Raw genomic sequence first — 24,991 nt, 5'->3', positions numbered from 1 at the left:
ACATTCTTGACTTTGTCCTATAAAATTCATACTTTATTTACTGTTACAGTTTAAGTATACAGGGTCAAGATGGCGTTAAATCCGCTAGAACAATTTAAAGTATATACAATAATAGAGCTACCTAGGTTATTTGGGTATGACGTAAGCTTTACCAATTCATCTCTTTTCATGATGATTTCGGTGATATTGGTGATACTCTTTTTGCTTTTTGGAATAAAAAAGGGGTCAGTAATACCAGGGTATTTACAAGCTGCAGTTGAGTATGTATATGATTTTGTTATTTCAATAATAGAAAGTAACACTGGAAGCAAAGGTTTGGAGCACATTCCTTTGATATTTACAGTATTTATTTTCATTTTATCGTGTAATTTAGTTGGTATTCTTCCTTATAGCTTTACGGTTACAAGTCATGTGATAGTCACTTTTGCTTTGTCGATGGTAGTTTTTATTTATATAACAATTGTTGGATTTAACAAAAGGGGAGTAGGATTTTTACGCATATTGCTACCAAAAGGAACTCCTTGGTGGCTTGCACCTATAATAATTATTATTAAGCTGCTTACTTATTTAGTAAGGCCGATTAGCCTATCAATAAGGCTTGCAGCAAATATGATTGCTGGTCATACAGTCATTAAAGTGATAGCAGGATTGATTGTGAATATGAACGTACTTTTCATTCCTGCACCTTTTTTGTTTATAATTGCACTAATAGGATTTGAAGTATTTGTTGCAATTTTGCAAGCTTATATATTTACTATATTAACATGCGTATACTTGTCGGATACAGTAAAGTAAGTACTTGACTTACCTGTAGAACATTTTATAATATTATTAAGGAATAGTTAAGGGTAATATATGGATTTAGTAGCTTTAAAGTTTATAGCAATTGGTTTGATGGTGTTTGCTATGTTAGGTGTTACTTTAGGCGTAGCTCATATCTTCTCTAGTATACTAAATGGGATTGCAAGAAATCCTGGCACGGAAGAGAAGATGAGACCTTATGTTTATGTTGGTGCTGGCATGATTGAAGTCATGGGTTTTCTTGCGTTTGTAATTGCAATGATATTGATATTTCGTACTTAACACATGCCACAGCTTGATGTTTCAACCTTCTTTTCTCAAGTTTTTTGGTTTTTAATTTTTTTCTCTTCACTTTTTTTCGTAGTAAGTTGTTTATTTTTACCAAAGTTAGATGAAATAATAAGCACTAGAAGTAAAGAAGTATTGGGTTCTTTTAATAGTTCTGTTCATCTTTTAAGACTTACGGAAGATCAGATTGCCAAGTATAATGCCGCTTTAAACCAAGCTAGAATACAGGCAAAAAAAATCATAGATGATGCACTTGCTCAGGTAGAAGAAATGAGAGCTAATGTTAAGAATATATTAGAAGAGGAAGACAAAAAAAAGAGCAAGCTTATTGAAGAAAAAGTGGCAGAATTTAAATCTGAATATACTGATCAGTTAAAACAAATGGCTACTAGTATTGCTTTAATTTATTATACTAAATTGACCAATTCTGAAATTGAAGAGGAGTTTGTTGCTGACTTGGTGTCCAAAGAATTTTAGGGGTTTTTATGTCTACATCACTGATTATCGGTCTTGCTTTCTTGGTAAGTTTTGTCCTTTCGTATAAATTGCTGAAGAAAGTGATAAAAAATGCGCTTAACAATAAGCGTAACAAAAGCAAATTTTCAAGTGAAGAAACTGAAAAATTCAGAAAAGATATGTTGGAGTATTACAAAAAATCTTCTGAAAAATACAAAGAATTAGATGCAGAAGTTAATAAAATGATGAATGAAGCACTTGATAAAGCTAATAGTATCATTAAGCACAATAGACAGCAGCTAGATCAGACATTAGATGACAATGCCCATTCTAACTTGAAGAAAGTCACTGACCAAGTTGAAAAAGCTCTTGGAGATTTACAGGCTAACACAGCGAATATCGCTGCTGATGCTGTAAAAAAAATAATGCATGAACGTAAAGATGATAAGCGTAGTAGCGAGGTCATATCTTCATTTTCACGTGACTTAAATAAAAAAATTGCATTAGGTTTAATGCAACAATTACCTATACTTCAAGCTGATAATGTAGAAAAAATTAAGTTTGATTCTAGTTTGTGCAAAGAGCCAGAGAAACTTTTTTACTATAAATTTAATATGATTCCTTGGCAAAAATTAAATGATACTACTTTTTTTATGGTTGAAGACACAAGCCGAGATATCAACCGTTGGGTCGAAGCTCATTACGGTATTGACTATGTATTAATAAAAGTGGATAGCGAACAGATTTTAAATCTTCTTAACTCGCACTTTGGTATTTCAGAATTTGCAAGCAACTACTTATATTACAAGAATGCTAATTTTTCAGCTAAAAGCATTAAACTAAGCTCAATATTTTTTGCTTCTTTCTTTATTGTAACTTCAATTTTAACACTAACAGAGAAATATACATATTTTGCTTTGATGTTGATATTTATAATCGGATGTTCTAATTATTTATTCAAGTTTATAGCTACAATTTTTAACTTATGTGAAACCTCCAACCAAAAAGTGGATTATAGTAAGCTGAATGAACCTATATATACTATTTTACTGCCTGTATTTGAAGAAAGTGCAGTAATAGGGCAATTAATTGAAAGCGTTAAAAGTTTGGATTATCCAAAGTCGAAATTAGATGTAAAGCTTCTGGTAGAAAGTGAAGACCAGGAAACGCTAGCAGCTATAGAAAAGTACACTTTACCACAGTATTTTGAAGTAATAAAAGTGCCTCATTCTTTGCCTAGAACAAAAGCCAAGTCATGCAATTATGCTATGAGCTTTGCTAGAGGAAAGTATGCAGTAATATATGATGCGGACGATAAACCAGACCCATTGCAGTTAAAAAAAGCACTGATTGAATTTAATAAGGGCGACGATAAGCTTGCCTGTGTACAGGCGAAATTAAATTACTATAATTGTGATTATAATTTTCTCACAAAATCCTTTTCTCTGGAGTATATGAACTGGTTTCAATACTTATTGCCTGGATTCCAAAAAATGAACATGCCAATGCCTTTGGGTGGTAGCAGTAATCATTTTTCAGTAAAAATTCTAAAAAAATTGTTTTTCTGGGATGCTTATAGTGTTACCGAAGATGCTGACCTTGGTTTAAGACTTGCGCAAACGGGATATAAAACCAGGATGATTGACTCAGAAACATTGGAAGAGTCACCAATTGCTGTATTTGCTTGAATTAAGCAAAGAGCGCGCTGGATCAAAGGCTATATGCAAACTTATATTGTTCATTTAAAAAATATAAAGTCTCTTTATAAACACACTGGATTTAAGGGAATTTTGCTATTGAATCTTTTTGTTGGCTCTGCAGCTTTTATATTTTTTACTACTCCATTTTTACTGCTTTCATTGATATTAACTAAGGTTTTAAATGAATTATTTTTGTACTACTTTGTAGTGGTATACATTACTAACCTGATTCTTTTGGTAATAGCTGTCAAACAGCAAAAGATGCTTTTTTATTTTTATATAGTATCGATATTTTTTCCGGTCTATAGTCTGCTACATAGTGTTGCAGCTTTTCTTGCCTTGTGGGAATTTATTCTTTACCCTGAGCGATGGAACAAAACTCAGCATGGTTTATGGAACAAAGGCAATCAAAACCTGTAGCTATTTGGCTTTTTCTCTGCTGTATTATGGTAATTCTCATGGTGGGGATTGGTGGATTTACCAGACTTTCAAAAGCAGGATTGTCAATCACGGAGTGGAAACCCATCACTGGAACATTGCCACCACTGAGTGGACAAGATTGGCTACAAGAAAAATTAAAATATGAAACTACACCTGAGTATAAAGCATTCAACTATGGTATGAGTATGGAGGAATTTCAGGCTATATACTTAATAGAATATGTACACAGATTAGTTGCAAGACTAACAGGTTTAGTTTTTGTCCTGCCATTTATATATTTTACATTAAGAAGAAAAATATCTAAAAAGGTAGTAATAAGGCTATTTGTAGCATTGTTATTTGGAGCTTTACAAGCTTTTGCTGGTTGGTATATGGTTAAAAGTGGTTTAGTAACTGAACCTCATGTTAGCCACTATAGGCTTGCACTTCACTTATTATTAGCATTAATTGTCTTTGCATTATTGTCATATCAATTTTTTGATTACCAAATCAGGCCAAAGCAAACTAAACTTAAGATTAGTAGTGACACTATATACTACACAGGGATGATTTTGGCCCTAATTGTAGTGCAAATAATTTTCGGTGCGTTTGTTGCGGGATTAAATGCTGGTTTGATTTACAATACCTTTCCACTAATGGACGGACAAATCGTTCCAGAAGATTTATTTTTCTTACAGCCTATATGGCTGAATATCTTTGAGAACAGAGCGACAGTGCAATTTATACATCGAGCACTGGCATTGCTAATACTAACTTTGGTAGTAATACTCACAGTAAAAAATGCTAGCATAAAACCGGTATATATTATGCTGCTCTCCGTCGTCATTCAGATCATTTTAGGTGTAATTACTCTATTATTGCACATACCGATAGCCATTGCCATAGCTCATCAAGTGTTTTCATTTATCTTGTTTGGGTCAAGTTTATACTTCTTGTGTTATTTAAGGAAGCAGACTACATCACCAATCTGCACATTTTTTCCTTCTTGAACGGGAATATTTTTTATCACCATTGCTGCTTCAGCACATATAATATTTTCCATTTTCATCGCTTCCACAACAAATAAAGGTTGTCCTATTTCCACCTGATCTCCTATATTTACCTGCAACTTAACTAATAAGCCAGATATTGGGGATTTTACAGCATCTACTGAAATCCCTTCTGTTTCATTATTTAGCATTAACTTACTTAATTCAGCTACATGAGGTTTAAATATACAACACTCAGCTTTCATACCTGCATGTCTTATGAAGTACTTGCTGCCTTGTCTTTCTATTTTAAGTGCTATATTGGTATCGTCATTAATTGTGATATATAGCAATCTATAACTTGATTTCCACTTGCCTATAACGGAGTATTTATTGTGATTATATACTGTTATTAATATATTATCTTGGTATTTTGCATTTACGGAGTACTCATTGTCATTTATATTCACTATGAATAAATCTCTTGCACGGTCACCTGCCATCCGAGTAGCTGATACTGATGCCCCTTCTTTTTTACTAGATTCCAGTGTCAAGCACTGGAATGACACCTGAGGTGTTTCATTCACTGCTTTATAATGGTACCTTTCTTCATTTTCCAAATGAACATATAACGCAGTGAAAATAAATATTTTAATATACTCCTCTGTAACAAAATCGCCGTGAAACCCACTAGGGTAATGATCTGGAATGAATCTCGTATGGAGCTTTGCTGCGATAAAATTTGGGTGATGGAAGATGGATTCTAGAAATTCTATATTATTTGTTACTCCTTCTATATAGCATTCAAACAATGCTTTTTGCATTCTACTGATCGCTTCTACTCTATCTTTTCCATATGTTATAACTTTTGCAATCATTGAGTCATAGAACGTGCTAATTTCTGAACCTGCAGCAACTCCATCATCTATTCTTACATAATCATTTCCACTAGGTTTATCGTAATATTTTATTCTTCCGCTGAAAGGAAAAAATTTCTTTGATGGATCTTCAGCGCAAATTCTACTTTCTATTGCAGAACCAGTAAGTTTAATATCATCCTGACTGAACCTCAGTTTTTTTCCACAGGAAATCCTGATCATTTCTTCCACTATATCTATTCCTGTTACAAATTCTGTCACTGGATGCTCAACTTGTAGTCTCGTATTTACTTCAAGAAAGTAGAAATTTTGGTCTTTATCAACAACAAACTCAATGGTACCTGCTGAAAAATAGTCAACTTGCTTTGCAAGGGAAACACATTGAACATACATTTCTTGTCTCACCTTCTCACTAATAAATGGGCTTGGCGTTTCTTCTATCATTTTCTGATTATTCCTCTGTATCGAACACTCTCTCTCTCCAAGACACACTATATTGCCATATTTATCTGCTATGATTTGTATTTCAATATGTCTTGGTAGTTCTATATATTTCTCTATAAAGATACTGCCATCCTTAAAACTTTTCTCTGCTTCATTTGTTGCTGATGTGAACGCTAGTTCAATTTCTTTTTTGGAATTTACAATTCGCATTCCTTTGCCACCACCGCCTGATGCAGCTTTAAGCATAACGGGAAAACCGATCTCTTCAGCAACTTGAGCTGCGTGGGCAGCATCGCTGATCTTACCCATATATCCTGGCACTACATTCACTCCAGCTTTTCTTGCCGCTTCTTTTGCTGTTATTTTGTTGGCTGTAACTTCTATTGTTTCTGCACTTGGCCCGACGAAATCTATATTGTGTTTTTGCAGAGCACGTGGAAAATCTGGATTTTCTGCTAAAAAACCATAGCCAGGATGAACTGCCTGCGCACCTGTTTTAACTGCTACTTCACATATTTTTTCAATGTTTAAATAACTGAGGCAAGAAGGCGAAGGGCCGATATATCTTGACTCATCTGCTTGTCTTACATGCACAGAATTTACATCTGCATCCGAATATACGCATACACAAGATATACCCATCTTATGGGCAGTTCTGATAATCCTGCAGGCAATCTCCCCTCTGTTTGCTATTAAAATCTTACTGTACTTCTTTTTCGTCATCGTATGAGTATACTTTCTTAGCTTGAGAAAGTAAATTTCTATATCATTGCCTGCAGGTAATTTCTAGCTTCATGCTGCAGCTAAACCACCATCTAAAAGTTGCATAACATCAGGATCTATCACTATAGTACTTTCATCATACAAGCCGTATATCCCGTTACATGCCTTAAACAACAAACATGTAGATCCTCCAGAAGCTATTGTAGCTACTGAAGCTAGTGCAAGAGATTGAGAAACCAAAAATAAAAAGTACAAGGATAAACACAAAGCAGCAATACACGCTATGGCTCCTATTATGTATAAGCACAAATGAAATTTTCTATTACATATAAAACCGCCCTTTATACCTGCGATTTGCTTAGCTTCCTTCCGTTCTGCAGGATCCAAGAAATAAAGAGGTGATACCGCCATTCTCCCATTATCCTTAATGTAGCTTTTATCGCAGAGTGCTTCTTTAACATATCTCTTATTATCCTTAAGTTTCTCTTTTAATCTTTCTGATTCTTTCCAATTTTTAGCTTCTTCTGCTTTTTTAACCTTACTCTTAGTACCTTCTTCCAAATTCCTCATAATCTCTTTGAGTACAGGTAGCAGAATTTCTTGGCTTGCTGCTATATGAAATGGATTCCCATTTTCATCAAGCCTATGCTTAGCTGCATAAGCAACATTCTCTGTGCAAATTCTGACAAATTCATCTTTATTTCCTGCTTTTGCAACTGCAAATAAGTCAGCCATAACATACCTAACTATTAACCAACACTAAATTATACAACACGATTTATTAAAAATAAATAAAATTTAATCTCTCAGGATAAATAATTTATAGTAATTCTACATTAGACCTGCTGCGAATCAAGCGATAAAAAAAAGGAAAGGAGGGTGACTAAAATCAAGGTTAACTAAAAGGCGTGCTTAAGATTTACAATACCAGCAATAATATTGAACCTCAGGTTATATTTTTTCTGAAAATTGCGATAAACATTCGACATAATCTTAAATATCTTTATCTCTCGGATCTTGTTTTCTACTCTCATTCTAAATGATGCTAATCTTCTATTATGCTCTGGAGTTAATGGCTTTTTACGATACTTTTTATATGGAATTATAACATTGCTTTGCAATTTTTGCCAACCTTGATATCCAGAATCGGCATGTTTTATGCTATCAAGTGGTAAATATTTTTCTTGTTTCCTTATGCGGAAATCACTAATTCTACCACGGTATGACTTTGACACTGATAAAATTCTTCCTCCTTCTTCGATAATAATCTCAGTTTTCATAGTGTTGGTTCTTTTTTTCCTGAATATGATTTCTTCCGTTTTTTACTATCTTCTGGTCTCTGTATTTGCTGTTCTGTAACATCAGCCAAAATCTTCAGTATTTTTTCTGGCGTCATACTTCTATCTTTTGTTATAGTCACTTTTTTGGCGAGTAATGGCTCTATTCTCTTAAGTAACCTACATACATTTGCGTTGTGTACATTGAATAGGCATCCTAAAAATCTATGTGTTATGTAAGTGCGATAGTACAAAATTACGCAAAACAACTTATCTTCCAGAGTTGGTAGTTTTGATCTTCTACCATGACACTTTTTCTGTTTTTCGCATCCAGACCTCACTTTTTCCACTACTTTTTCGAACTCCTCTATAGTTAAACCTGTTATATTACGAAAGTTTCTTGGGTATTTTTTCATATTATAGTAACTAAAGCTCATTTTTTTCCTTACTTGATCTGCTTATTCTTCTTCTACCTCTCTCACATCATTTTTTCAATCACCTTTTTCAGCAGGTCTAGTGATTTACCCATTATCGAAATAGTACCACACGATGACAAACTCACTCGATTCCACCTGATTGTTCCGACTATAGAGTCTGGCAAGGTTTTTCTGCCGCACCAAGCAGTATGGCTCAATGACTTTGAGTATGAGATTTTAATGTTCCCAGAAACTCGCCACGACGACCAAGTGGACAGTACCGTGCAATATCTGCAGTGGGTGAGAAAGACTAACACCAACGCCTTCAGAATCAGGGATTTTACCCCCGATTCTGTTTGAGGTAGTTATGGTGAAGTAAGGGAAACCAATCCCAGCATCACGCGCTGGGATTATAAAGGTCAAGTAAAGGGAATTCTTACTTATTATAGCTATAACACTGAAGTTTACAATCAGAACAAATCACCTGGCCACGTGGAACTGACTTCAGCTTGTCCGTTGAAACTTGATTTGAGCAGAATATACATTTTATTGTGTTGCTTGGAGTAAGTGAGTTATCAACAGTAATTCTATCATCAAAAACAAAACACTCACCTTCCCAATTACCATTTTTATTATAAGTTTTTTCAAGGTAAGAAAGAATGCCGCCTTTCAGGTGGTACACATTGTTAAATCCAAGATTTTTCATGTACGCTGTTGATTTTTCGCATCTAATCCCACCAGTGCAGTACATAGCTACTTTCAGGTCTTTACTCTCAGAGAAAGACTTTGCCCACTCAGGAAAATCGCGAAAACGCTGAGTATGTGGATTGATTGCATTTTTAAACTTGCCTAATTTCACTTCATACTCATTTCGTGTATCTATTACTAAAACGTCAGGTTGAGAAGTAAAATCATCCCAATGCTCTGGATCAACATATTTACCCTTAAGGGAAATATCAAGATTGCTTACACCAAGATTTACAATCTCTCTTTTTAATTTTACCTTCATCTTGCTAAATGGTTGATATTCTGCTGCACTCTCTTTCCATGTAAGGTCCCTTAGCCTATAATCAGAACGTAGAAAATCGAATATTTTATCAATCGCGTTTCTTTCACCAGATACGGTTGCATTAATACCCTCTTCTGCAAGGAGTATAGTACCCTTTAATTCAATGTTGTCGCATGCAGTTTTTATTTCGTCTTTCATGTCATAATAATTAGAGAGTTCTACAAAGTGATAGAAAGTTGCAATGACGAAGCTCATGATTATTCACTTATCAACTAAAAACATGATATACAAAATTATAAAGATATTCAATAGTACGGCTGTTAATTACTGGATATCTTCAGTTTTTACATATAACATTTTAATATCAAATATAGATCCAAATTAATGTTTTTGAGAGTATTTAAAAATATATTCTTATTTTCAGTAAGTATATTATTCGTCTGTCCTATACTATCGTTAATATCGATTCTATTTACAGAATCAGCAAATTCTGGATGGGTAATTAGCACACTTTTCCCTGAATATATACTGAGTACGCTAATTTTGATGATAGGAGTGGGGGGGATATCCTTCATATTTGGAGTGATTCCAGCATGGCTCACCACATTTTTTTCATTTCCTGGAAGTAAAATTTTTGAGATTGCTTTGTTCTTTCCGATATCGATTCCTGGATATATAGTAGCGTTCGTCTATGTGAATACACTAGAATTTTCAGGTCCGGTGCAGAGCTCATTAAGAGACATTTTAGAGTGGGGCAAAGGTGACTATTGGTTTCCTGAAATAAAATCCCTAGGTGGTGGAATATTAGTAATGGGATTTAGTTTATATCCATACGTTTATATGCTAGTCCGCTCAAGTCTAAAGAATGTTAGTAACTCAGTCACTATTGCGTCAACACTTGGGTTCTCCTCATTGAAGAGCCTGTTTTCTGTCATCATACCTTCCATACGTCCATCAATTATAGCTGGGTTGTCCTTGGTGCTAATGGAGGTAATTACAGATTTCGGCACACCACAGTTTCTTGCTATCGATACTTTTACGACAGGAATATATCGCACCTGGTTTTTACTGCATGATAAATATTCAACTACTGTTTTAGCAGTTGCAGAATTGATTTTCGTTGCAACACTAATAGCTATCGAAAAGAAACTACAAAAAAAAGGAATATCTTACTCTTCAATCAACACTAATGCAGATTATCACAACAAACGGAGTGTAAGTGGCACTATACCATTGATCTTTGCTTATTTTATGTGTGTATTGCCGATATTAATAGGTTTTATTTTGCCAATGATTCCGCTCATATATTGGAGCATAGAGAAGGGGTTTTTCATATACGAAGCAAGGTTCTATAATATAATAGCAAATAGCGTTAGTTTATCATTTATCACCGCATTAATCTCAATTAGCATTGCAATAATGATTGGATATACGGCGCGTAAAAGTAAGGTAATCAATAATGTAGCACGTCTCATTTCTTTAGGCTACGCAATTCCAAATGCAATTATCGCAATTAGCATAATAATATTTTTAAGCAGAATATCTTCTTTCATTACTCAATATATTGTGGAAATTAGCTTGGTAGGAACTATTGGCGCATTAGTTTACTCATATTTATTTCGTTTTTTTGCTATATCTTTCAAGGCGGTAGAATCAGGGCTCAAAAAAACACCAAATGAAATTGAGTGGACTGCATATACCATGGGTCATGGGCCTATTTCCACATGTTTGAATGTTCATATCCCTCTCATCAAGAAGAGTATATTATCGGGATTTTTGCTCGTATTTATGGATACTATCAAGGAGCTCACAGCAACACTCATTATAAGACCATTTAATTTTGAAACTATATCAACTAGAATATATGAACTTGTAAGCGATGAGCGCTATAGAGAAGCTGCCCCATTTTCGTTGATAATAGTTATAATAGGCTTAATCTCTACAATAACCTTATTTACACTTGATGATAAGGATAAAAAATAAACGTAACCGTTCACACTTAATTCTTTAATCTCACTAATGGAAAGACCAGTGCACTCAACAATAATGTTGATGTCAACATTATTAGCCAGCAGAGAACCTTCTCTTGAAAAGGAGCTTGCTAACATTCTTGTTCGTTTCACTCTTTCATCAAAATACTTTTTCCATTTTAAGTCAAGGGGATTTGCATCCGCTCTGATTTTAACATATCGTCAGGGCAAGGTATCTAAAATGGCTTAATCCTGCTAAGAGTATCTAGATACCTCACTAAATAAAAAATTTGGAAAAAAGGAAGAAGAGACTTCTTCCTTCTACTTAATTACGTTTTTGCGCCAGATCTAAAGAAACATTTTTCGTTTTTGTATCAACGTTATCTAGATTCTGACTAGGAACCTCACTAGGCTGTGACATTGCATATGTAATACTAATACCACCAGCAACAAGTCCTGTTACTAGAGCAACAGCCACAGCGATACCAATCATAGTCAATATCGGGAGTGTAACACCAGCAGCAAAACATCCACCAACAACTGCTAATGCAGCTATAGCACCACAAACACTACCAACGTAAATTGCTTTATGCTTGTATTTATTCTCTGCCTTTTTTATAAGCTGCTTTATTTTACTAGAGGCAAACTTTCTTGCAGTGTTGCCATAATCATCCTTTATAAAAGGATTAGCACCTGCATCTAGTAAAACTTGTGTTACCGCTTTTTCTAAACTACAGCACAAAGGAGTTTTTCCATAAGAATCTCGTGCATTAACATCAGCACCTGCATCTAGTAAAATTTGTGCTACCCATCCTTCACAAGCAAAGTGCAAAGGAGTTTTTCCATAAGAATCTCGTGCATTAACATTAGCCCCTTTGTCTATTAGAGCTTGTCCTAACTTCTTCCAATCCTCTTCACGGCAATAACAACCAGCTGCTATATGCAATAATGTATCTTTATAACTACTCCCCTTTCTCTCTAAGCTAAATAGGTGATTTATATCAAATTCTTTCTCCTTCCACTCTTGATATGTATGTTCACATCTTTCTTGCAAAAAGTTTTTCAATTGCTCCAGATCACTATCAATTAAGTATGCTTCCAAGTGACACGTAAGCTCTTCTTTTGAAATTGGCATATCAAACTCTCCTGTAAAAATAACAATATTAGACCTGCTGCGAATCAAGCGATAAAAAAAGGAAAGGAGGGTGACTAAAATCAAGGTTAACTAAAAGGCGTGCTTAAGATTTACAATACCAGCAATAATATTGAACCTCAGGTTATATTTTTTCTGAAAATTGCGATAAACATTCGACATAATCTTAAATATCTTTATCTCTCGGATCTTGTTTTCTACTCTCATTCTAAATGATGCTAATCTTCTATTATGCTCTGGAGTTAATGGCTTTTTACGATACTTTTTATATGGAATTATAACATTGCTTTGCAATTTTTGCCAACCTTGATATCCAGAATCGGCATGTTTTATGCTATCAAGTGGTAAATATTTTTCTTGTTTCCTTATGCGGAAATCACTAATTCTACCACGGTATGACTTTGACACTGATAAAATTCTTCCTCCTTCTTCGATAATAATCTCAGTTTTCATAGTGTTGGTTCTTTTTTTTCCTGAATATGATTTCTTCCGTTTTTTACTATCTTCTGGTCTCTGTATTTGCTGTTCTGTAACATCAGCCAAAATCTTCAGTATTTTTTCTGGCGTCATACTTCTATCTTTTGTTATAGTCACTTTTTTGGCGAGTAATGGCTCTATTCTCTTAAGTAACCTACATACATTTGCGTTGTGTACATTGAATAGGCATCCTAAAAATCTATGTGTTATGTAAGTGCGATAGTACAAAATTACGCAAAACAACTTATCTTCCAGAGTTGGTAGTTTTGATCTTCTACCATGACACTTTTTCTGTTTTTCCCATCCAGACCTCACTTTTTCCACTACTTTTTCGAACTCCTCTATAGTTAAACCTGTTATATTACGAAAGTTTCTTGGGTATTTTTTCATATTATAGTAACTAAAGCTCATTTTTTTTCCTTACTTGATCTGCTTATTCTTCTTCTACCTCTCTCACATCATTTTTTCAATCACCTTTTTCAGCAGGTCTATAGATCCCGCTAACACGTAGCGGGATGACGGTTGTCGGTAGGCCTAAATTACTTTAGCCATAAATATTTAAGAAATTCACCAAACGAAAAAAAAGGCAAAAGAAGCCCCGTTGGTGACTAGTTATTTATATGTACTTCAAAATATTGGCGTTTTTTATTCTAAACGCTACGATTCAGCCGCTTTTAAATGCAACTAACCTAAATTATAAACGTTAAGAAATTTACTGAGCGGAAAAAAAGGCAAAGAAACCCCAGGGTGGCTAGTATTCAAATTCTCCCTTGTCTATTTGACGTCTTTTACTGTCTTAAACGCTTTATAAGCGCGTTTCAGCTTATATAGGTAGAAACCTAGAAGTTTTATAAAGACATGAGGTACACATAGTGCGAAAAATTAAGCATGATTTACGCCAAATACATTAAGTTTTTTTGTCATTAATCCACTGCAGAGATTGCGAAGATAAATAAATAACTTTACTTTCATGATAAGGGGGCTGGCGAAGGGTGTCAAGTAAGTTTTTACATCTAATTTATAGCTCCCTGCATGATACCACGTATTATCTATACCAAGGTGTTCTTCTTGTAGATATTATACCAACAATCCACTATTTTTTTTATGTCTTGTGGTTTAGTTTCTGGACCTATACTGATTCTAATTGAACACTCTGCTTGCTCTTTTGTTGCCCCCATTGCAAGCAAAACATGGGAAGGCTCAACTTTTCCAGAAGAACATGCAGAACCATTACTAACTGCAATATGATTCAAGTCAAAATGCATGAGCTGCACATCACTCTTTACTCCTGGCATATAAATAAAACTTGTGTTTGGCAGCCTCTTAGAGTTTTTACCGAAGATTCTTATATCACTGGCAAGATTTAATAATTCACACTCTAATTGATCACGTAGCTCCTTTACTTCATCCATTTTTGATAGAAGGTCTGGAATATTTTGCAGTGCAGCAGAAAGGCCTGCAATCGCAACAATATTTTCCGTACCACCACGAAATCCCTTCTCTTGTCCACCACCTATTATAATAGGTTCTATCGCAAGTTCTTTATTGAATATTAAAACTCCACTGCCTGCTACACCGCCAAATTTATGGGCGGATAAAGTGAGTAAATCCACTCCTAAATCTTCCATATTAACTTTAATTTTTCCAACACTTTGAGCAGTGTCAGTGTGGCAAATTGCCCCAAATTTGTGTGCTATTTCAGCTATTTCCTTAACAGGCTGAATAACTCCGGTTTCGTTATTTGCCATCATAACTGAAACTATTGCTTTGTCTCCTTTAAGTTCGCTTAGAATTTTTTCTAGCTCTAAAAAGTCAACAATGCCCTCCTGATTAACGGGTATTATATATGGATTACATGCAGAATTAAGAATTGAAGGATGCTCTATAGCTGAAATTACATGCAGATAGCCTGCTATTCCTCTCATAACAAGGTTATTCGCTTCAGTCGCACCAGACGTAAAAACTATTTCTTTATCACTTGGAACACCAATAGCATCACGTATGTTATCTCTTGCATCCTGAAGAATCTTCCTCGCTTCTTGTCCTCTTTTATGTAGTGATGATGGATTGAGCGTTTGTTTTAACAAGACCTCAAATATACTTTTTTTTACATTCTCACTAATTGGAGCAGTTGCATTGTAATCAGCATATACGTAACCACTGTTTTCTAAAGAGAATGGACTCATCTGTCACTTAAATAAGTTTACCATCAACTATAGCCATAACTATGTACGTTAGCTTTAACACGATAAAAAATTTATTGCAAAAACAGCGAAATTAATACACAATTAATAATTCATGTCATCAATACCTGTCAAGCAGGTTTTTATTAGGAGTTACCGTGGTAGAAGTTTTTTTGAATAATGCAACAAGAAAGATAGAAGGTGAATACCACCAAAGCAAAGATGCCAACGCGCCGGTTGTGCTGGTTTTGCATCATCACCCTCAATATGGTGGTAATATGGGTAGTAAAATTGTACATGGTATATATACGTCTTTTATCGATAACAATTTTTCTGCATTGAAAATTAACTTTCGTGGTGTGGGAAAATCTACCGGAACTTTTGATAAGGGTATAGGAGAATTAACTGACGCTGCGGTAGCTATTGATTGGCTTCAGGAACATAATCCTAGCAACGTTCCAATTTGGATCGCTGGTTTTTCTTTTGGAGCATGGGTGGCTATGCAGCTAACAATGCGTCGCCCTGAGATAGTGGGCTTTATTGCTCTTTCTCTTCCGGTAACTAAGTACGATTTTTCTTTTCTTTCTCCCTGTCCAGTTTCTGGGCTTGTAATACAAAGCAGTAACGATACAATCTCAGAAGAAAGCGATGTAACAGAATTAGCAAAAAGGTTAATAAATTCAGTAAAAAGTGATCACATGAAATACCATATAATAGACGATACTAATCACTTTCTAAGGGATAAAGAAGAGGAAGTGACTCAAATCGCAGATGGTTATATAAAACTGCGCTTAAACAGTGCAACTATTTCTTCTCAAAAGGTCAAAAAAGAGGTAAGGGTAAAAGAATGTGCCTAACCTTTACAAACAAGAGAAATGAGTGTAGTAATATAAATGAAAAGGTTTTGTTATGTTTAAAAAGCTATTATTTTTTGTTTTAGCTGTGTTTATGTTATCGGGGTGTTCCCTAAGTAAACAGCGTAAGTTAAAAAGTCCGTGTATAAAAAGCAATGAAAGCGTTTCATGCGAGTTGTACTCTGTTAATGATCATTGGTTAGATAAGTATAAGGCATAGAAATTGTGCTATTTTTCCTATTCACAACTTCACTAATGATCGATCTCTCAATTGGAAAATGCAGTCTGCCTTTTCTGCAAGGAGATGATTGTGTGTTACTATAAGCATAGAGCTGTTATTTTCCTTTACGTATGAATGTAGCAGTAAAAACACGTTAAAAGAATTTGTTGGATCTAAATTTCCTGTTGGCTCATCTGCAAGTAAAAGCTTTGGAGAGTTTACAATGCTTCTTGCAATTGCAATTCTCTGCCTTTCCCCACCCGAAACTTCAGATACCATGCTACTTGCTTTGTTTCCTAGACCAAATTTTTCCAACATTGCTTGCGAATTTTTTTTTGCTTCAGCTTTGCTTTTTCCTGCAATGAGTTGAGGAAGCATAATATTTTCCAACACCGATAACTCTTGTAACAAATAGTGAAATTGATAAACAAAACTAAGAAAATTTCTTCTTACATGGGTTTTATGCTTATTATTGGCTTGTGTGCAATTTATTCCATCTATCGTAACTATACCTGAAGTTGGCTTGTCCAACAAGCCTGCGATTTGCAATATAGTTGTTTTTCCTGCACCTGAATTGCCAATCAGCGCTACTACTTGCCCTCTTGTGACACTTAGGTTGATGTCTTTTACAACAGCAGAATTATCCTTGAAGCTTTTATCTACAGAAGTTAGTTCTAGTGCTACATTACCACCCATGTTTAAAAGACCCAGAAGGCATCTAAATTTTGGAAACCGAAAAACTGTTACCACAACCACATTGAGACTTAGCAAGGGCATTCTTTATTTGAAAACCAGAACCACTGAGATCCTCAGTATAATCTACAACTGAGTTATTTAAAAATTTTGCTGAACAATTATCAACCATTAATACAGGATTGCCATTTTCATCATTAATTACTATATCTCTACCTTCTTTGCTAAAATTGGAGTGGCTTCTATAGTCCTCGCTTTCTTCATAGTCATCATCTTCGTCTTCGTCATCAAACTCATCATCGTAATCATCATCTTCATCATCCAAAGATAGATTTTTATTCATTTGATCCATAAGAAAATTGTATTTGAAGCCAGAACATCCACCGCCTGAAACTGCAACCCGCAAAACGGAACCCTTATCCCCTTCCTGCTCTGTAAGAGAGTGGATTTTTTTTAGTGCATTATCAGTTAAGTTGATGTTGTAATTTGTTGACATAGTAACCACCGTTTATTATTGATAATTTATTATAGTAGAAATTTTACATGTCAAACAATAATTTTCTATTAAATTATGCATGCTTTCCAAGCAAAACAAAAGGGAGATACTTCAAAGAGCCAGAAGATGAGAATCGCAGTTGCTTTCAGCGTGATAGGGACCGTATCATTCACTCTAATGCATTTAGAAAATTGGAGTACAAAACACAAGTTTTTATCAATTATGAGCACGACTACTATCGTACTCGGCTTACTCATAGCCTTGAAGTTGCACAAATTGCAAGGTCCATTGCGCGTAGACTTGGCTTAAATGAGGATATCACTGAATGCATAGCGCTCGCACATGATCTTGGTCATCCTCCATTTGGTCATGCAGGTGAAGATGCTCTAAAGAAATCAGTTCAAGATTTGAATCTTGATAATGAGAAGTATGAGTTTGATCATAATGTTCAAGCTATAAGGATTTTAACTTATCTTGAACAAAAACATGCTGATTTTGATGGTATGAATCTAAGTTGGGAGGTGATTGAAGGCGTTGCAAAGCATAACGGTCCCTTACTTGGTCAGAATGCGGAGTTTTCTACAAATAATCAGCTGTTATTAAAATATAATGAAAAATATGATCTAAAACTTGAGGAATTTTCAAGCATTGAAGCACAAGTTGCTTCAATTGCCGATGATATTGCTTACAGTGTTCACGATCTTGATGACGCACTCAGAGCAAATTTAGTAACCATCGAAGATTTGCTGAATGTCCCTTTAATTGGAAAAATGTTTAAAGACGTAAGGAGCAGATATTCAGAATTGCCTCAGAGCAAACTCATACATGAATCACTGAGTGGAACTATAGGAACTATGATAAGTGATGTTGTTTCTCAGACTGAAAGAAATATTGAAGATCACAAAATAAAAAGCGTAGAAGACGTAAGAAGTCTAAATAAAATGCTAGTCACATTTTCACCAGAAGTTGCGAATGCTACAAAAGAAATGAAAAGATTCAACATGGAGAAAATATACAGAAGCTATAAACTGAGTAGAACGATGAACAAAGCAAAACGCATAATACAGGAACTCTTTCAATGTTTTTATGAAAACCCAGGATTACTTCCCACAGAGTGGAGCAAACTCGCTTGTGAATCTCAGCGTTCAGTAATAATATGTGACTATATCTCAGGTATGACAGATAGATTTGCCATACACGAGCACAGAAGAATTTTTGATACCTCCTATGAAATGACTTCTTTCTAATGACAGATGATCACTTCATGTCAATTGCATTAAAGCTTGCAGAAAAAAATCTTGGAAATGTTGCACCAAATCCTGCTGTCGGGTGTGTTATTGTAAAGGATAGTACAATTATTAGTGAGGGATATACAGGGATCGGTGGACGTCCGCATGCAGAGATAGTTGCTTTGCAAAACACTAAAGATTCAACTCATGGTGCAACTATATATATCACTCTTGAGCCATGTTGTCATCATGGAGTCACGGGGCCTTGCACTGCGAAAATCATAAAAGCTGGAATAAAAAGGGTAGTAATTGCAACTATTGACCCAGATAGTAGAGTTTCAGGTGGAGGAATTAAAGCTCTGAAAGAAGCAGGAATTGAAGTTGAGCAAGGTATTATGCAAAAAGAGGCAGAAGAACTGAATGTCGGTTTTTTTACCACTAAAGAATTACATAGACCATTTATAGCTTGCAAAATCGCAACAACTCTTGACGGAAAAATCGCAACATTTACAGGCGATAGCAAATGGATAACAAGTGAGGATACGAGAAATTGGATACATGAGCTTAGAGCAAAATATGACGCAATTATGATTGGCAGCAATACCCTTGTTAGTGACGATCCACTCTTAACTTGCAGGTTACCAGGGCTCGAAAATAGATCACCAATAAGGCTAATTATAGATAGCCAGGAAAAATTGCAGGAAGAGCATAATATTGCAAAGACTGCAGACAAAGTAATAACTTGGGTAATCACAAATAAGGAAGTAGAGAGAAAAATAAAAAACATTAACTATTTAGTAGTTAATTCAAACAACAAGCCTTCTGTCACTCCAATGCCTCCTACTGTTATCCCAGTGCTTAACTACTTGGATCCAGAAAACTTAATTCCAAATCAGTACACTAAGCAGTTGTATGATAAAGACTGGATTCCAGCGTCACACGCTGGAATGACATCAGATCGAAAGGCAGGCAAAATCTGCCTACAAGACATGGCATCAAAACTTGTTTCAGAAATTGGTATAACAAGGTTATTAGTTGAAGGTGGAGGGGTATTAATCACAGAACTATTAAAGTGTAATTTAATCGACAGGTTGATAATCTGCCGTAGTGGTAAAATTCTAGGCAACGATGCCATTCCTTTTATAGGAAACTTAGGAATCCAATCCATTAACAACTGCTATCAGTTCAAAAAAACAGAGATAATAGAGTTTAGTGAGGATGTAGTTGAGATGTGGGATAGATTACCATAACTTACGTACCTAAATAATGGAAAAAAAAGAGGTAGAAATGGCTCCACCTCTTTTGCTATTTATTTAGTTACGTATTTCGCATCAAGTGGTTTAGTAACTATAGGATCTTCTAAGAGAGCAGGTAAAATTTCTTTAACTTTTTCTTGAAGATCATCTGAATTCAGTTTTAGTAGCTAAATCTTTAGTTTTTACTTCAATTGCTGCTTCAGCACCTGTTTTAGCTCCACTTATTTCTTCATTCTTATACATTTGCTGATATGAAGAATATGCTGCTGCAGCAAAAAATACAGCGGCAATAAATAGAACTGCAATTCCAGCAGGGCTAGCAACAAGTGCTAAAGATGCAGGGCCAGCAATTACTTTAGTAGAAATTAATATTGTTGTTATTGCTGCCGCTAAAGATGCAACTGCAACTAAACCTTCAATACCTATTTTTGTTATATGTGCAGTATTTTCCCACTTCGTGTTTTTTATAGTCATAATAGCCCCCTTAAATAAGGCTAATAAAAAGGTTAAGTATATGTTAATAATGCATGCTAGTCAAGCCATTTTTACATCATTATTTAAAGTATATATTTCAAGCTGCTTCCTAAACTGTTACCAATTGTATATAATTAACTATGAAACATGGTTGGCTGAATCTTGATAAATCAATAGGAATTAGTTCTGCACAAGCTGTAACCCAAGTTAAAAAGATCTTTGGAATTAAGAAAGCTGGTCATCTGGGAACACTTGATCCTTTAGCTTCAGGTGTGTTGCCAATTGCTCTTGGTGAAGCAACAAAAACTATACCCTATTTATTTTGCGATTCAAAAGCGTATAATTTTACAATAAAATGGGGTGAGCAAAGAACCACAGACGATTTAGATGGTGATATTATTAGAACTAGTGATATAAGACCAGAATATAATCAAATAAATTGTGCAATTGAAAATTTTATTGGTGAGATCAAGCAGACACCTCCTCAATTTTCAGCAATAAAAATCAAAGGAGCAAGGGCGTATAAATTGGCAAGAAGTGGGCAAAAGGTGAATATAAAGCCCAGACAAGTCAAAATACATGAACTGAAATTGATATCTGTGGACACCATAAATAATAGTGCAGATTTTTCTATGATGTGCGGTAGTGGTGTATATGTGAGATCAATTGCTCGTGATCTTGGCATTGCATTAAATTGTTTTGGACACATTACGAAATTAAGAAGAACTATGGTAGGTGACTTTAGAGAAAACGAATCAGTGACAATTGAACAGCTTGCTGAAAGAAACACAATAACTTACTCTCCGATAACAAAAGGTGATACTGGAGTAATAGAAGGTACAAGGAGTAATGTAAAAAGTTTCATCATTCCCATTGAATCGGCTTTAAGATCGATGTTCAAAGTTGAAATTTCCCTAGAAGATGCGGGGAAAATCAGAAAAGGTCAGGAAATTTTATTAAATAACTTGCGTAATTTAAAGAATTATGATATTTTTTGTACGATAGTGGGTAGTGTACCTATTGCAATCTGCAGTTTTATTTATGGTTGTGTGAAACCTATTCGTGTTTTTAATATTTAAAATGAGGTTTAGATGTCAATAACATCCGAAAAGAAAAAGAGTTTGATAAATATATATGCAATTAAAGAAGATGATACAGGTTCATCTTTTGTACAATGTGCAATTTTGACCGAGAGGATCAGTAACTTAACTGAGCATTTTAAAGTACACAAGCATGACCATCACTCTAAGCGTGGTTTACTTATATTGATAGGTAGAAGACGCAAGCACTTAAATTATATAAAGCGTAAATTTGGTAATGAAGCCTACCGGGAATTAATAGAGAAGTTAGGCATTAGAAAATAATCGAGGAATTTAGTATGTTTAAAATTATAAAAAAATCTATAGAGTGGGGTGGTTGTGCCTTATCTTTAGAAACAGGAAAAATAGCACGCCAAGCTCATGGTTCAGTAGTTGTAAATTACGGTGGTACTTCTGTTTTAGTAACTGTTGTACATAAAAAGAAGGAAGAAAGCGTTGATTTCCTACCTTTAAATGTGCAGTTTATCGCAAAAAGCTATGCCATGGGTAAGATCCCTGGTGGTTTTTTTAAAAGAGAAGGCAAGCCATCTGATAGAGAAACTTTAATCTCAAGAGTAATAGATAGGAGTGTAAGGCCACTCTTTCCAGAAGGATTTCATGATGAAATTAGTGTGGTGTGTAATCTATTAACTTATGATACAGTCAATCCTCCTGAAGTGCCAGCATTGATTGGTGCTGTTGCAGCTCTTGCGGTTTCTGGTGTTCCTTTTCACTTTACTATAGCTGGAGTGATAGTTGGTTGTGATGAAAATAATAACTATATACTCAACCCTTCTGTTCAAGAGATGAAAGCAAGCAGCTTGGATCTGTTTTTGTCTGGTGATGAAAATTCGATTTTAATGGTTGAGTCAGAAGTGAAAGAGCTCTCTGAAGAAAATGTTTTTAATGCAATAAAATTTGGCCATGAACACCTTAAACCTGTCATTAAGCTCATAAAAGAGTTTGCTGATACAGTTGGCAATAAGCCTGAAAGCTTTGCTCCTGTTGATACATCAGATATAACACAAGAGCTCGAAAAATACGGTAAAGATTTTGAAAAAGCATATTCGCAAACAGTAAAACAAGAGCGAGTTCAAGCTCTAGAAGCGGTCAGAGAGAATATATTGAATACTCTTAAAGAGACTGGAAAAGATGAAAAGTTAATTACGTATGCAGTAAAAAACTTTGAAAGATCTTTAGTACGTGAAATAATTAGGAAGAAAGGTGTAAGGATAGACGGTCGTAAGCATGATGAGATACGTCAGATAGAAGTTGAAGTTGATATTCTGTCCAGAACTCACGGTTCTGCGCTGTTTACAAGAGGCAACACTCAGGCATTGGTTGTTACTGCTCTTGGTACTACTCAAGATGAGCAAATTGTGGATGATATTGAAGGAGATAGACGTGAGCATTTCATGCTGCATTATAATTTCCCTCCATTTGCTGTTGGAGAGGCTTCTGCTATGCGTGCACCAGGAAGGAGAGAAATCGGTCATGGTAAACTTGCTTGGAAAGCAATTCATCCTGTTTTACCTGATAAATCTGAATTCCCTTATACAATAAGAGTAGTATCTGAAATTATGGAATCTGATGGTTCTTCTTCTATGGCAACAGTTTGCGGGACTTCTCTTGCTTTAATGGATACGGGTGTACCAATAAAGGCTCCTGTTGCTGGAATTGCTATGGGCCTTATTAAAGATAAAGACGAGTATGTAATACTTTCCGATATATTGGGTGATGAAGATTATCTTGGTGATATGGACTTTAAAGTAGCAGGAACTAGTGAAGGGGTTACGGCGTTACAAATGGACATGAAAATTTCTGGTATAAGCTTTGAAATTGTTGAAAAATCTTTAGAACAGGCAAAAGCTGGAAGATTACATATTTTAGAAAAAATGAATGCAGTGATTTCAGAACACAGTGATGACGTCAAAGACCATGCACCAAGGATGTTATCATTTTACATAGATAAAGACAAAATTTCTGCAGCTATTGGTGCTAAAGGAAAAAATATACGTAGTGTGTGTGAGAGAAGTAATGCAAAAATTGAAATAGGAGATGATGGTAAAGTTTCTGTTTTTGCCACGAGTGGCACTGAAGCTGAAATTGCAAAGAGTATGATGATTGATTCAATAACAGAACTAGAACAAGGTTCTATAGTTGATGTCAAAGTTGTAAAAATAGAGAAGTCTATTGTAGAGCTTGAATTTCTTAATGGCAGAAAAGGAAAAATGCACATAAGTGAAGTAGCTAATGAACACATAGATTCTATAGAGAGCATACTCAAACAAGGTGATACTTTCAAAGCACTAGTAATTGACTTCGAAAAAGGTGGATGTCCAAAGTTGTCAAGACGTCGAGTTGATCAAGAGACGGGAGAGTTTTTTGAAGGTGAGCTTTACAATGAGGAAAGGAAAGATGGTCCAAATGACAGAGGTAATTATTACAATAATTCATTTTATAGAAAATCTGGAGGAAGTTACCATAAGAAGCCTTCTCGTCCTCGTTCTGGTTTCAGCAACAGAAATAGGCCGAAATTTGGTAGTAATGATTCATCATCGGGCTTTTATTAAGAGTAAACTTCTTGCGTTACCTCTTGTCATCCAAGTAGCTTGACTACTTGGACCAGAGACTTTTTCAAATTGGTAGATAATAGAAATAATTTGTGTTAACTAGCTAAAGATCTTAGGTTTGCCAACACTCCGCTACGTGTTAGCGGCTGAGATACCGCGAATGAATCGCGGTATAACGTAGGGCTGCACTAGCTATATAGGATTACCACGATGGATTTTTAGATCATTTACGGCCTTCTTAATATCTTCAGCCTTGAATATCGCCGATCCCGCAACTAAAATATCAGCACCTGCTTTTATTATATCAGCTGCGTTAGAAAAGTTAATTCCACCATCTACTGAAATTTGTGTTTTAAGATTACGCTCCTGTATCATTTTTTTTACAGTAGATATCTTGTTCAACTGTGAATGAATAAATTCCTGCCCTCCAAAGCCAGGGTTGACTGTCATAATCAGCACAATATCTAGCTCATGTATTATATATTCAAGCACACTTGGGGAAGTTGAAGGAACAATTGAGACTCCAGCTTGAATCGGTTTTTTTGCGTCGTTTACATTTTTGTATGACTTTATCTTTCTTATCAACCTCTCAAGGTGTATCTCTGCTTCTGCATGTACAGTGATAATATCAGCACCAGCATTTATAAAGCTTTCAATGTGGTTACCAGGAGATTTGACCATTAAATGCACATCAAAAGGAAGATTGCTATATTTACGTATTGCAGAGACAACGCTAGGACCAATTGTAATATTTGGAACGAAATTCCCATCCATAACGTCTATGTGTATGTAATCTACACCTAAATCGCTAATTTTTCTTACTTCTTCTCCTAATTTTGCAAAGTCTGCTGAAAGTATAGAAGGTGCAATTTTAATACTCATGAGCTGTTTTTTACTAAAAAATAACTTATTTTTAAAACTCTGTCACCCTAA

Annotated in this window: 23 protein-coding genes and 3 pseudogenes; 15 read left to right on the top strand and 11 right to left on the bottom strand. The window is 35.1% G+C overall.

The window, feature by feature from the left end:
- Positions 1-69: 69 nt before the first annotated feature.
- The 7 genes and pseudogenes from MWH06_07895 (at position 70) to MWH06_07865 (ending at position 4,675) form a co-directional block, all read left to right on the top strand.
- On the top strand, positions 70-795 hold the full coding sequence (locus tag MWH06_07895; protein UPA55110.1) for a F0F1 ATP synthase subunit A: 726 nt from the start codon (positions 70-72) through the stop codon (positions 793-795).
- Positions 796-855: 60 nt separating this feature from the next.
- On the top strand, positions 856-1,083 hold the full coding sequence (locus tag MWH06_07890; protein ID UPA55109.1) for a F0F1 ATP synthase subunit C: 228 nt from the start codon (positions 856-858) through the stop codon (positions 1,081-1,083).
- Positions 1,084-1,086: 3 nt separating this feature from the next.
- Entirely contained in the window at positions 1,087-1,566 is a 480-nt protein-coding gene (locus tag MWH06_07885) for a hypothetical protein (protein UPA55108.1), read from the top strand.
- A gap of 8 nt (positions 1,567-1,574) precedes the next feature.
- Positions 1,575-2,045: pseudogene (locus MWH06_07880) on the top strand (hypothetical protein).
- A 420-nt stretch (positions 2,046-2,465) separates the two neighbouring features.
- Positions 2,466-3,233, top strand: coding sequence for a glycosyltransferase (locus MWH06_07875; protein ID UPA55785.1), 768 nt, complete (start codon positions 2,466-2,468; stop codon positions 3,231-3,233).
- Positions 3,234-3,266: 33 nt separating this feature from the next.
- Entirely contained in the window at positions 3,267-3,665 is a 399-nt protein-coding gene (locus MWH06_07870) for a hypothetical protein (GenBank protein ID UPA55107.1), read from the top strand.
- Positions 3,614-4,675 (top strand): COX15/CtaA family protein, encoded by a 1,062-nt coding sequence (locus tag MWH06_07865; GenBank protein UPA55106.1) that lies wholly within the window; start codon positions 3,614-3,616, stop codon positions 4,673-4,675. The genes MWH06_07870 and MWH06_07865 overlap by 52 nt, the downstream gene beginning before the upstream one ends.
- Here MWH06_07865 and MWH06_07860 read toward each other — a convergent pair.
- The 3 genes and pseudogenes from MWH06_07860 to MWH06_07850 form a co-directional block, all read right to left on the bottom strand.
- Positions 4,624-6,699: an acetyl-CoA carboxylase biotin carboxylase subunit gene (locus MWH06_07860; GenBank protein ID UPA55105.1), complete on the bottom strand. Its 2,076-nt coding sequence runs from the start codon at positions 6,697-6,699 to the stop codon at positions 4,624-4,626. The two genes, MWH06_07865 and MWH06_07860, sit on opposite strands and share 52 nt — an antisense overlap.
- 69 nt (positions 6,700-6,768) lie before the next feature.
- Positions 6,769-7,434 carry an ankyrin repeat domain-containing protein gene (locus MWH06_07855; protein UPA55104.1) on the bottom strand — a complete coding sequence of 222 codons (666 nt, stop codon included), beginning with the start codon at positions 7,432-7,434 and terminating at the stop codon, positions 6,769-6,771.
- Positions 7,435-7,598: 164 nt separating this feature from the next.
- Positions 7,599-8,413: pseudogene (locus MWH06_07850) on the bottom strand (transposase).
- Positions 8,414-8,488: 75 nt separating this feature from the next.
- Here MWH06_07850 and terL point away from each other — a divergent pair.
- Positions 8,489-8,752: pseudogene (terL, locus tag MWH06_07845) on the top strand (phage terminase large subunit).
- Between the two features lie 76 nt (positions 8,753-8,828).
- Here the strand turns inward: terL and MWH06_07840 are convergent.
- Entirely contained in the window at positions 8,829-9,656 is an 828-nt protein-coding gene (locus tag MWH06_07840; GenBank protein ID UPA55103.1) for a rhodanese-related sulfurtransferase, read from the bottom strand.
- A 129-nt stretch (positions 9,657-9,785) separates the two neighbouring features.
- Between MWH06_07840 and MWH06_07835 the strand changes: the two genes are divergently transcribed.
- The gene (locus tag MWH06_07835) at positions 9,786-11,384 is read left to right on the top strand and encodes an iron ABC transporter permease (GenBank protein UPA55102.1); all 1,599 of its coding nucleotides are present in this window, start codon (positions 9,786-9,788) and stop codon (positions 11,382-11,384) included.
- A gap of 312 nt (positions 11,385-11,696) precedes the next feature.
- Here the strand turns inward: MWH06_07835 and MWH06_07830 are convergent, their stop codons facing one another.
- From MWH06_07830 to MWH06_07820, 3 genes are all read right to left on the bottom strand, one after another.
- Positions 11,697-12,506, bottom strand: coding sequence for an ankyrin repeat domain-containing protein (locus MWH06_07830; protein ID UPA55101.1), 810 nt, complete (start codon positions 12,504-12,506; stop codon positions 11,697-11,699).
- A 90-nt stretch (positions 12,507-12,596) separates the two neighbouring features.
- On the bottom strand, positions 12,597-13,412 hold the full coding sequence (locus MWH06_07825) for a transposase (GenBank protein UPA55100.1): 816 nt from the start codon (positions 13,410-13,412) through the stop codon (positions 12,597-12,599).
- Between the two features lie 638 nt (positions 13,413-14,050).
- Positions 14,051-15,187 carry a cysteine desulfurase gene (locus MWH06_07820; GenBank protein ID UPA55099.1) on the bottom strand — a complete coding sequence of 379 codons (1,137 nt, stop codon included), beginning with the start codon at positions 15,185-15,187 and terminating at the stop codon, positions 14,051-14,053.
- A gap of 155 nt (positions 15,188-15,342) precedes the next feature.
- On the opposite strand from MWH06_07820, the gene MWH06_07815 reads away from it, so the two are divergent.
- On the top strand, positions 15,343-16,041 hold the full coding sequence (locus MWH06_07815; protein UPA55098.1) for an alpha/beta hydrolase: 699 nt from the start codon (positions 15,343-15,345) through the stop codon (positions 16,039-16,041).
- Positions 16,042-16,279: 238 nt separating this feature from the next.
- On the opposite strand, the gene MWH06_07810 is transcribed toward MWH06_07815, so the two are convergent.
- Together MWH06_07810 and MWH06_07805 are read right to left on the bottom strand one after the other, a co-directional pair.
- Positions 16,280-16,954 (bottom strand): ABC transporter ATP-binding protein, encoded by a 675-nt coding sequence (locus tag MWH06_07810; GenBank protein UPA55784.1) that lies wholly within the window; start codon positions 16,952-16,954, stop codon positions 16,280-16,282.
- Positions 16,955-16,976: 22 nt separating this feature from the next.
- On the bottom strand, positions 16,977-17,447 hold the full coding sequence (locus MWH06_07805; protein UPA55097.1) for a heme biosynthesis protein HemY: 471 nt from the start codon (positions 17,445-17,447) through the stop codon (positions 16,977-16,979).
- 47 nt (positions 17,448-17,494) lie between these two features.
- Between MWH06_07805 and MWH06_07800 the strand changes: the two genes are divergently transcribed.
- Positions 17,495-18,694 (top strand): deoxyguanosinetriphosphate triphosphohydrolase, encoded by a 1,200-nt coding sequence (locus MWH06_07800; GenBank protein ID UPA55096.1) that lies wholly within the window; start codon positions 17,495-17,497, stop codon positions 18,692-18,694.
- Positions 18,694-19,926: a bifunctional diaminohydroxyphosphoribosylaminopyrimidine deaminase/5-amino-6-(5-phosphoribosylamino)uracil reductase RibD gene (gene ribD, locus MWH06_07795; protein UPA55095.1), complete on the top strand. Its 1,233-nt coding sequence runs from the start codon at positions 18,694-18,696 to the stop codon at positions 19,924-19,926. Before MWH06_07800 ends, ribD begins: the two co-directional genes overlap by 1 nt.
- A gap of 150 nt (positions 19,927-20,076) precedes the next feature.
- Here the strand turns inward: ribD and MWH06_07790 are convergent, their stop codons facing one another.
- Entirely contained in the window at positions 20,077-20,406 is a 330-nt protein-coding gene (locus tag MWH06_07790) for a hypothetical protein (protein UPA55094.1), read from the bottom strand.
- A gap of 140 nt (positions 20,407-20,546) precedes the next feature.
- Between MWH06_07790 and truB the strand changes: the two genes are divergently transcribed.
- The 3 genes from truB to pnp are packed head-to-tail and all read left to right on the top strand — an operon-like array spanning position 20,547 to position 24,058.
- Positions 20,547-21,485: a tRNA pseudouridine(55) synthase TruB gene (gene truB / locus MWH06_07785; protein UPA55093.1), complete on the top strand. Its 939-nt coding sequence runs from the start codon at positions 20,547-20,549 to the stop codon at positions 21,483-21,485.
- A gap of 12 nt (positions 21,486-21,497) precedes the next feature.
- On the top strand, positions 21,498-21,770 hold the full coding sequence (gene rpsO / locus MWH06_07780; protein ID UPA55092.1) for a 30S ribosomal protein S15: 273 nt from the start codon (positions 21,498-21,500) through the stop codon (positions 21,768-21,770).
- Between the two features lie 14 nt (positions 21,771-21,784).
- Entirely contained in the window at positions 21,785-24,058 is a 2,274-nt protein-coding gene (gene pnp / locus MWH06_07775) for a polyribonucleotide nucleotidyltransferase (GenBank protein ID UPA55091.1), read from the top strand.
- A 192-nt stretch (positions 24,059-24,250) separates the two neighbouring features.
- Here pnp and rpe read toward each other — a convergent pair whose 3' ends face one another.
- The gene (rpe, locus tag MWH06_07770; protein UPA55090.1) at positions 24,251-24,940 is read right to left on the bottom strand and encodes a ribulose-phosphate 3-epimerase; all 690 of its coding nucleotides are present in this window, start codon (positions 24,938-24,940) and stop codon (positions 24,251-24,253) included.
- Between the last annotated feature and the right edge of the window lie 51 nt (positions 24,941-24,991).

This window comes from Wolbachia pipientis (genome assembly GCA_023052945.1).
GTDB lineage: Bacteria > Pseudomonadota > Alphaproteobacteria > Rickettsiales > Anaplasmataceae > Wolbachia.
Note: the sequence above shows the minus strand (reverse complement) of the source record. Positions and strands in the feature narration are given on the sequence as shown.

Excerpts from the sequence above, each read along its gene's own strand:
- MWH06_07885 (UPA55108.1), top strand. The coding sequence starts at position 1,087 with ATGCCACAGCTTGATGTTTCAACCTTCTTTTCTCAAGTTTTTTGGTTT.
- MWH06_07825 (UPA55100.1), bottom strand. The coding sequence starts at position 13,412 with ATGAGCTTTAGTTACTATAATATGAAAAAATACCCAAGAAACTTTCGT.
- MWH06_07895 (UPA55110.1), top strand. The coding sequence starts at position 70 with ATGGCGTTAAATCCGCTAGAACAATTTAAAGTATATACAATAATAGAG.
- MWH06_07810 (UPA55784.1), bottom strand. The coding sequence starts at position 16,954 with ATGGGTGGTAATGTAGCACTAGAACTAACTTCTGTAGATAAAAGCTTC.
- MWH06_07870 (UPA55107.1), top strand. The coding sequence starts at position 3,267 with ATGCAAACTTATATTGTTCATTTAAAAAATATAAAGTCTCTTTATAAA.
- MWH06_07835 (UPA55102.1), top strand. The coding sequence starts at position 9,786 with ATGTTTTTGAGAGTATTTAAAAATATATTCTTATTTTCAGTAAGTATA.
- MWH06_07855 (UPA55104.1), bottom strand. The coding sequence starts at position 7,434 with ATGGCTGACTTATTTGCAGTTGCAAAAGCAGGAAATAAAGATGAATTT.
- rpsO (UPA55092.1), top strand. The coding sequence starts at position 21,498 with ATGTCAATAACATCCGAAAAGAAAAAGAGTTTGATAAATATATATGCA.
- MWH06_07860 (UPA55105.1), bottom strand. The coding sequence starts at position 6,699 with ATGACGAAAAAGAAGTACAGTAAGATTTTAATAGCAAACAGAGGGGAG.
- pnp (UPA55091.1), top strand. The coding sequence starts at position 21,785 with ATGTTTAAAATTATAAAAAAATCTATAGAGTGGGGTGGTTGTGCCTTA.
- MWH06_07875 (UPA55785.1), top strand. The coding sequence starts at position 2,466 with ATGTTGATATTTATAATCGGATGTTCTAATTATTTATTCAAGTTTATA.
- MWH06_07830 (UPA55101.1), bottom strand. The coding sequence starts at position 12,506 with ATGCCAATTTCAAAAGAAGAGCTTACGTGTCACTTGGAAGCATACTTA.
- MWH06_07790 (UPA55094.1), bottom strand. The coding sequence starts at position 20,406 with ATGACTATAAAAAACACGAAGTGGGAAAATACTGCACATATAACAAAA.
- MWH06_07805 (UPA55097.1), bottom strand. The coding sequence starts at position 17,447 with ATGTCAACAAATTACAACATCAACTTAACTGATAATGCACTAAAAAAA.
- MWH06_07840 (UPA55103.1), bottom strand. The coding sequence starts at position 9,656 with ATGAGCTTCGTCATTGCAACTTTCTATCACTTTGTAGAACTCTCTAAT.
- MWH06_07865 (UPA55106.1), top strand. The coding sequence starts at position 3,614 with ATGGAACAAAACTCAGCATGGTTTATGGAACAAAGGCAATCAAAACCT.
- truB (UPA55093.1), top strand. The coding sequence starts at position 20,547 with ATGAAACATGGTTGGCTGAATCTTGATAAATCAATAGGAATTAGTTCT.
- ribD (UPA55095.1), top strand. The coding sequence starts at position 18,694 with ATGACAGATGATCACTTCATGTCAATTGCATTAAAGCTTGCAGAAAAA.
- MWH06_07890 (UPA55109.1), top strand. The coding sequence starts at position 856 with ATGGATTTAGTAGCTTTAAAGTTTATAGCAATTGGTTTGATGGTGTTT.
- rpe (UPA55090.1), bottom strand. The coding sequence starts at position 24,940 with ATGAGTATTAAAATTGCACCTTCTATACTTTCAGCAGACTTTGCAAAA.
- MWH06_07820 (UPA55099.1), bottom strand. The coding sequence starts at position 15,187 with ATGAGTCCATTCTCTTTAGAAAACAGTGGTTACGTATATGCTGATTAC.
- MWH06_07800 (UPA55096.1), top strand. The coding sequence starts at position 17,495 with ATGTCAAACAATAATTTTCTATTAAATTATGCATGCTTTCCAAGCAAA.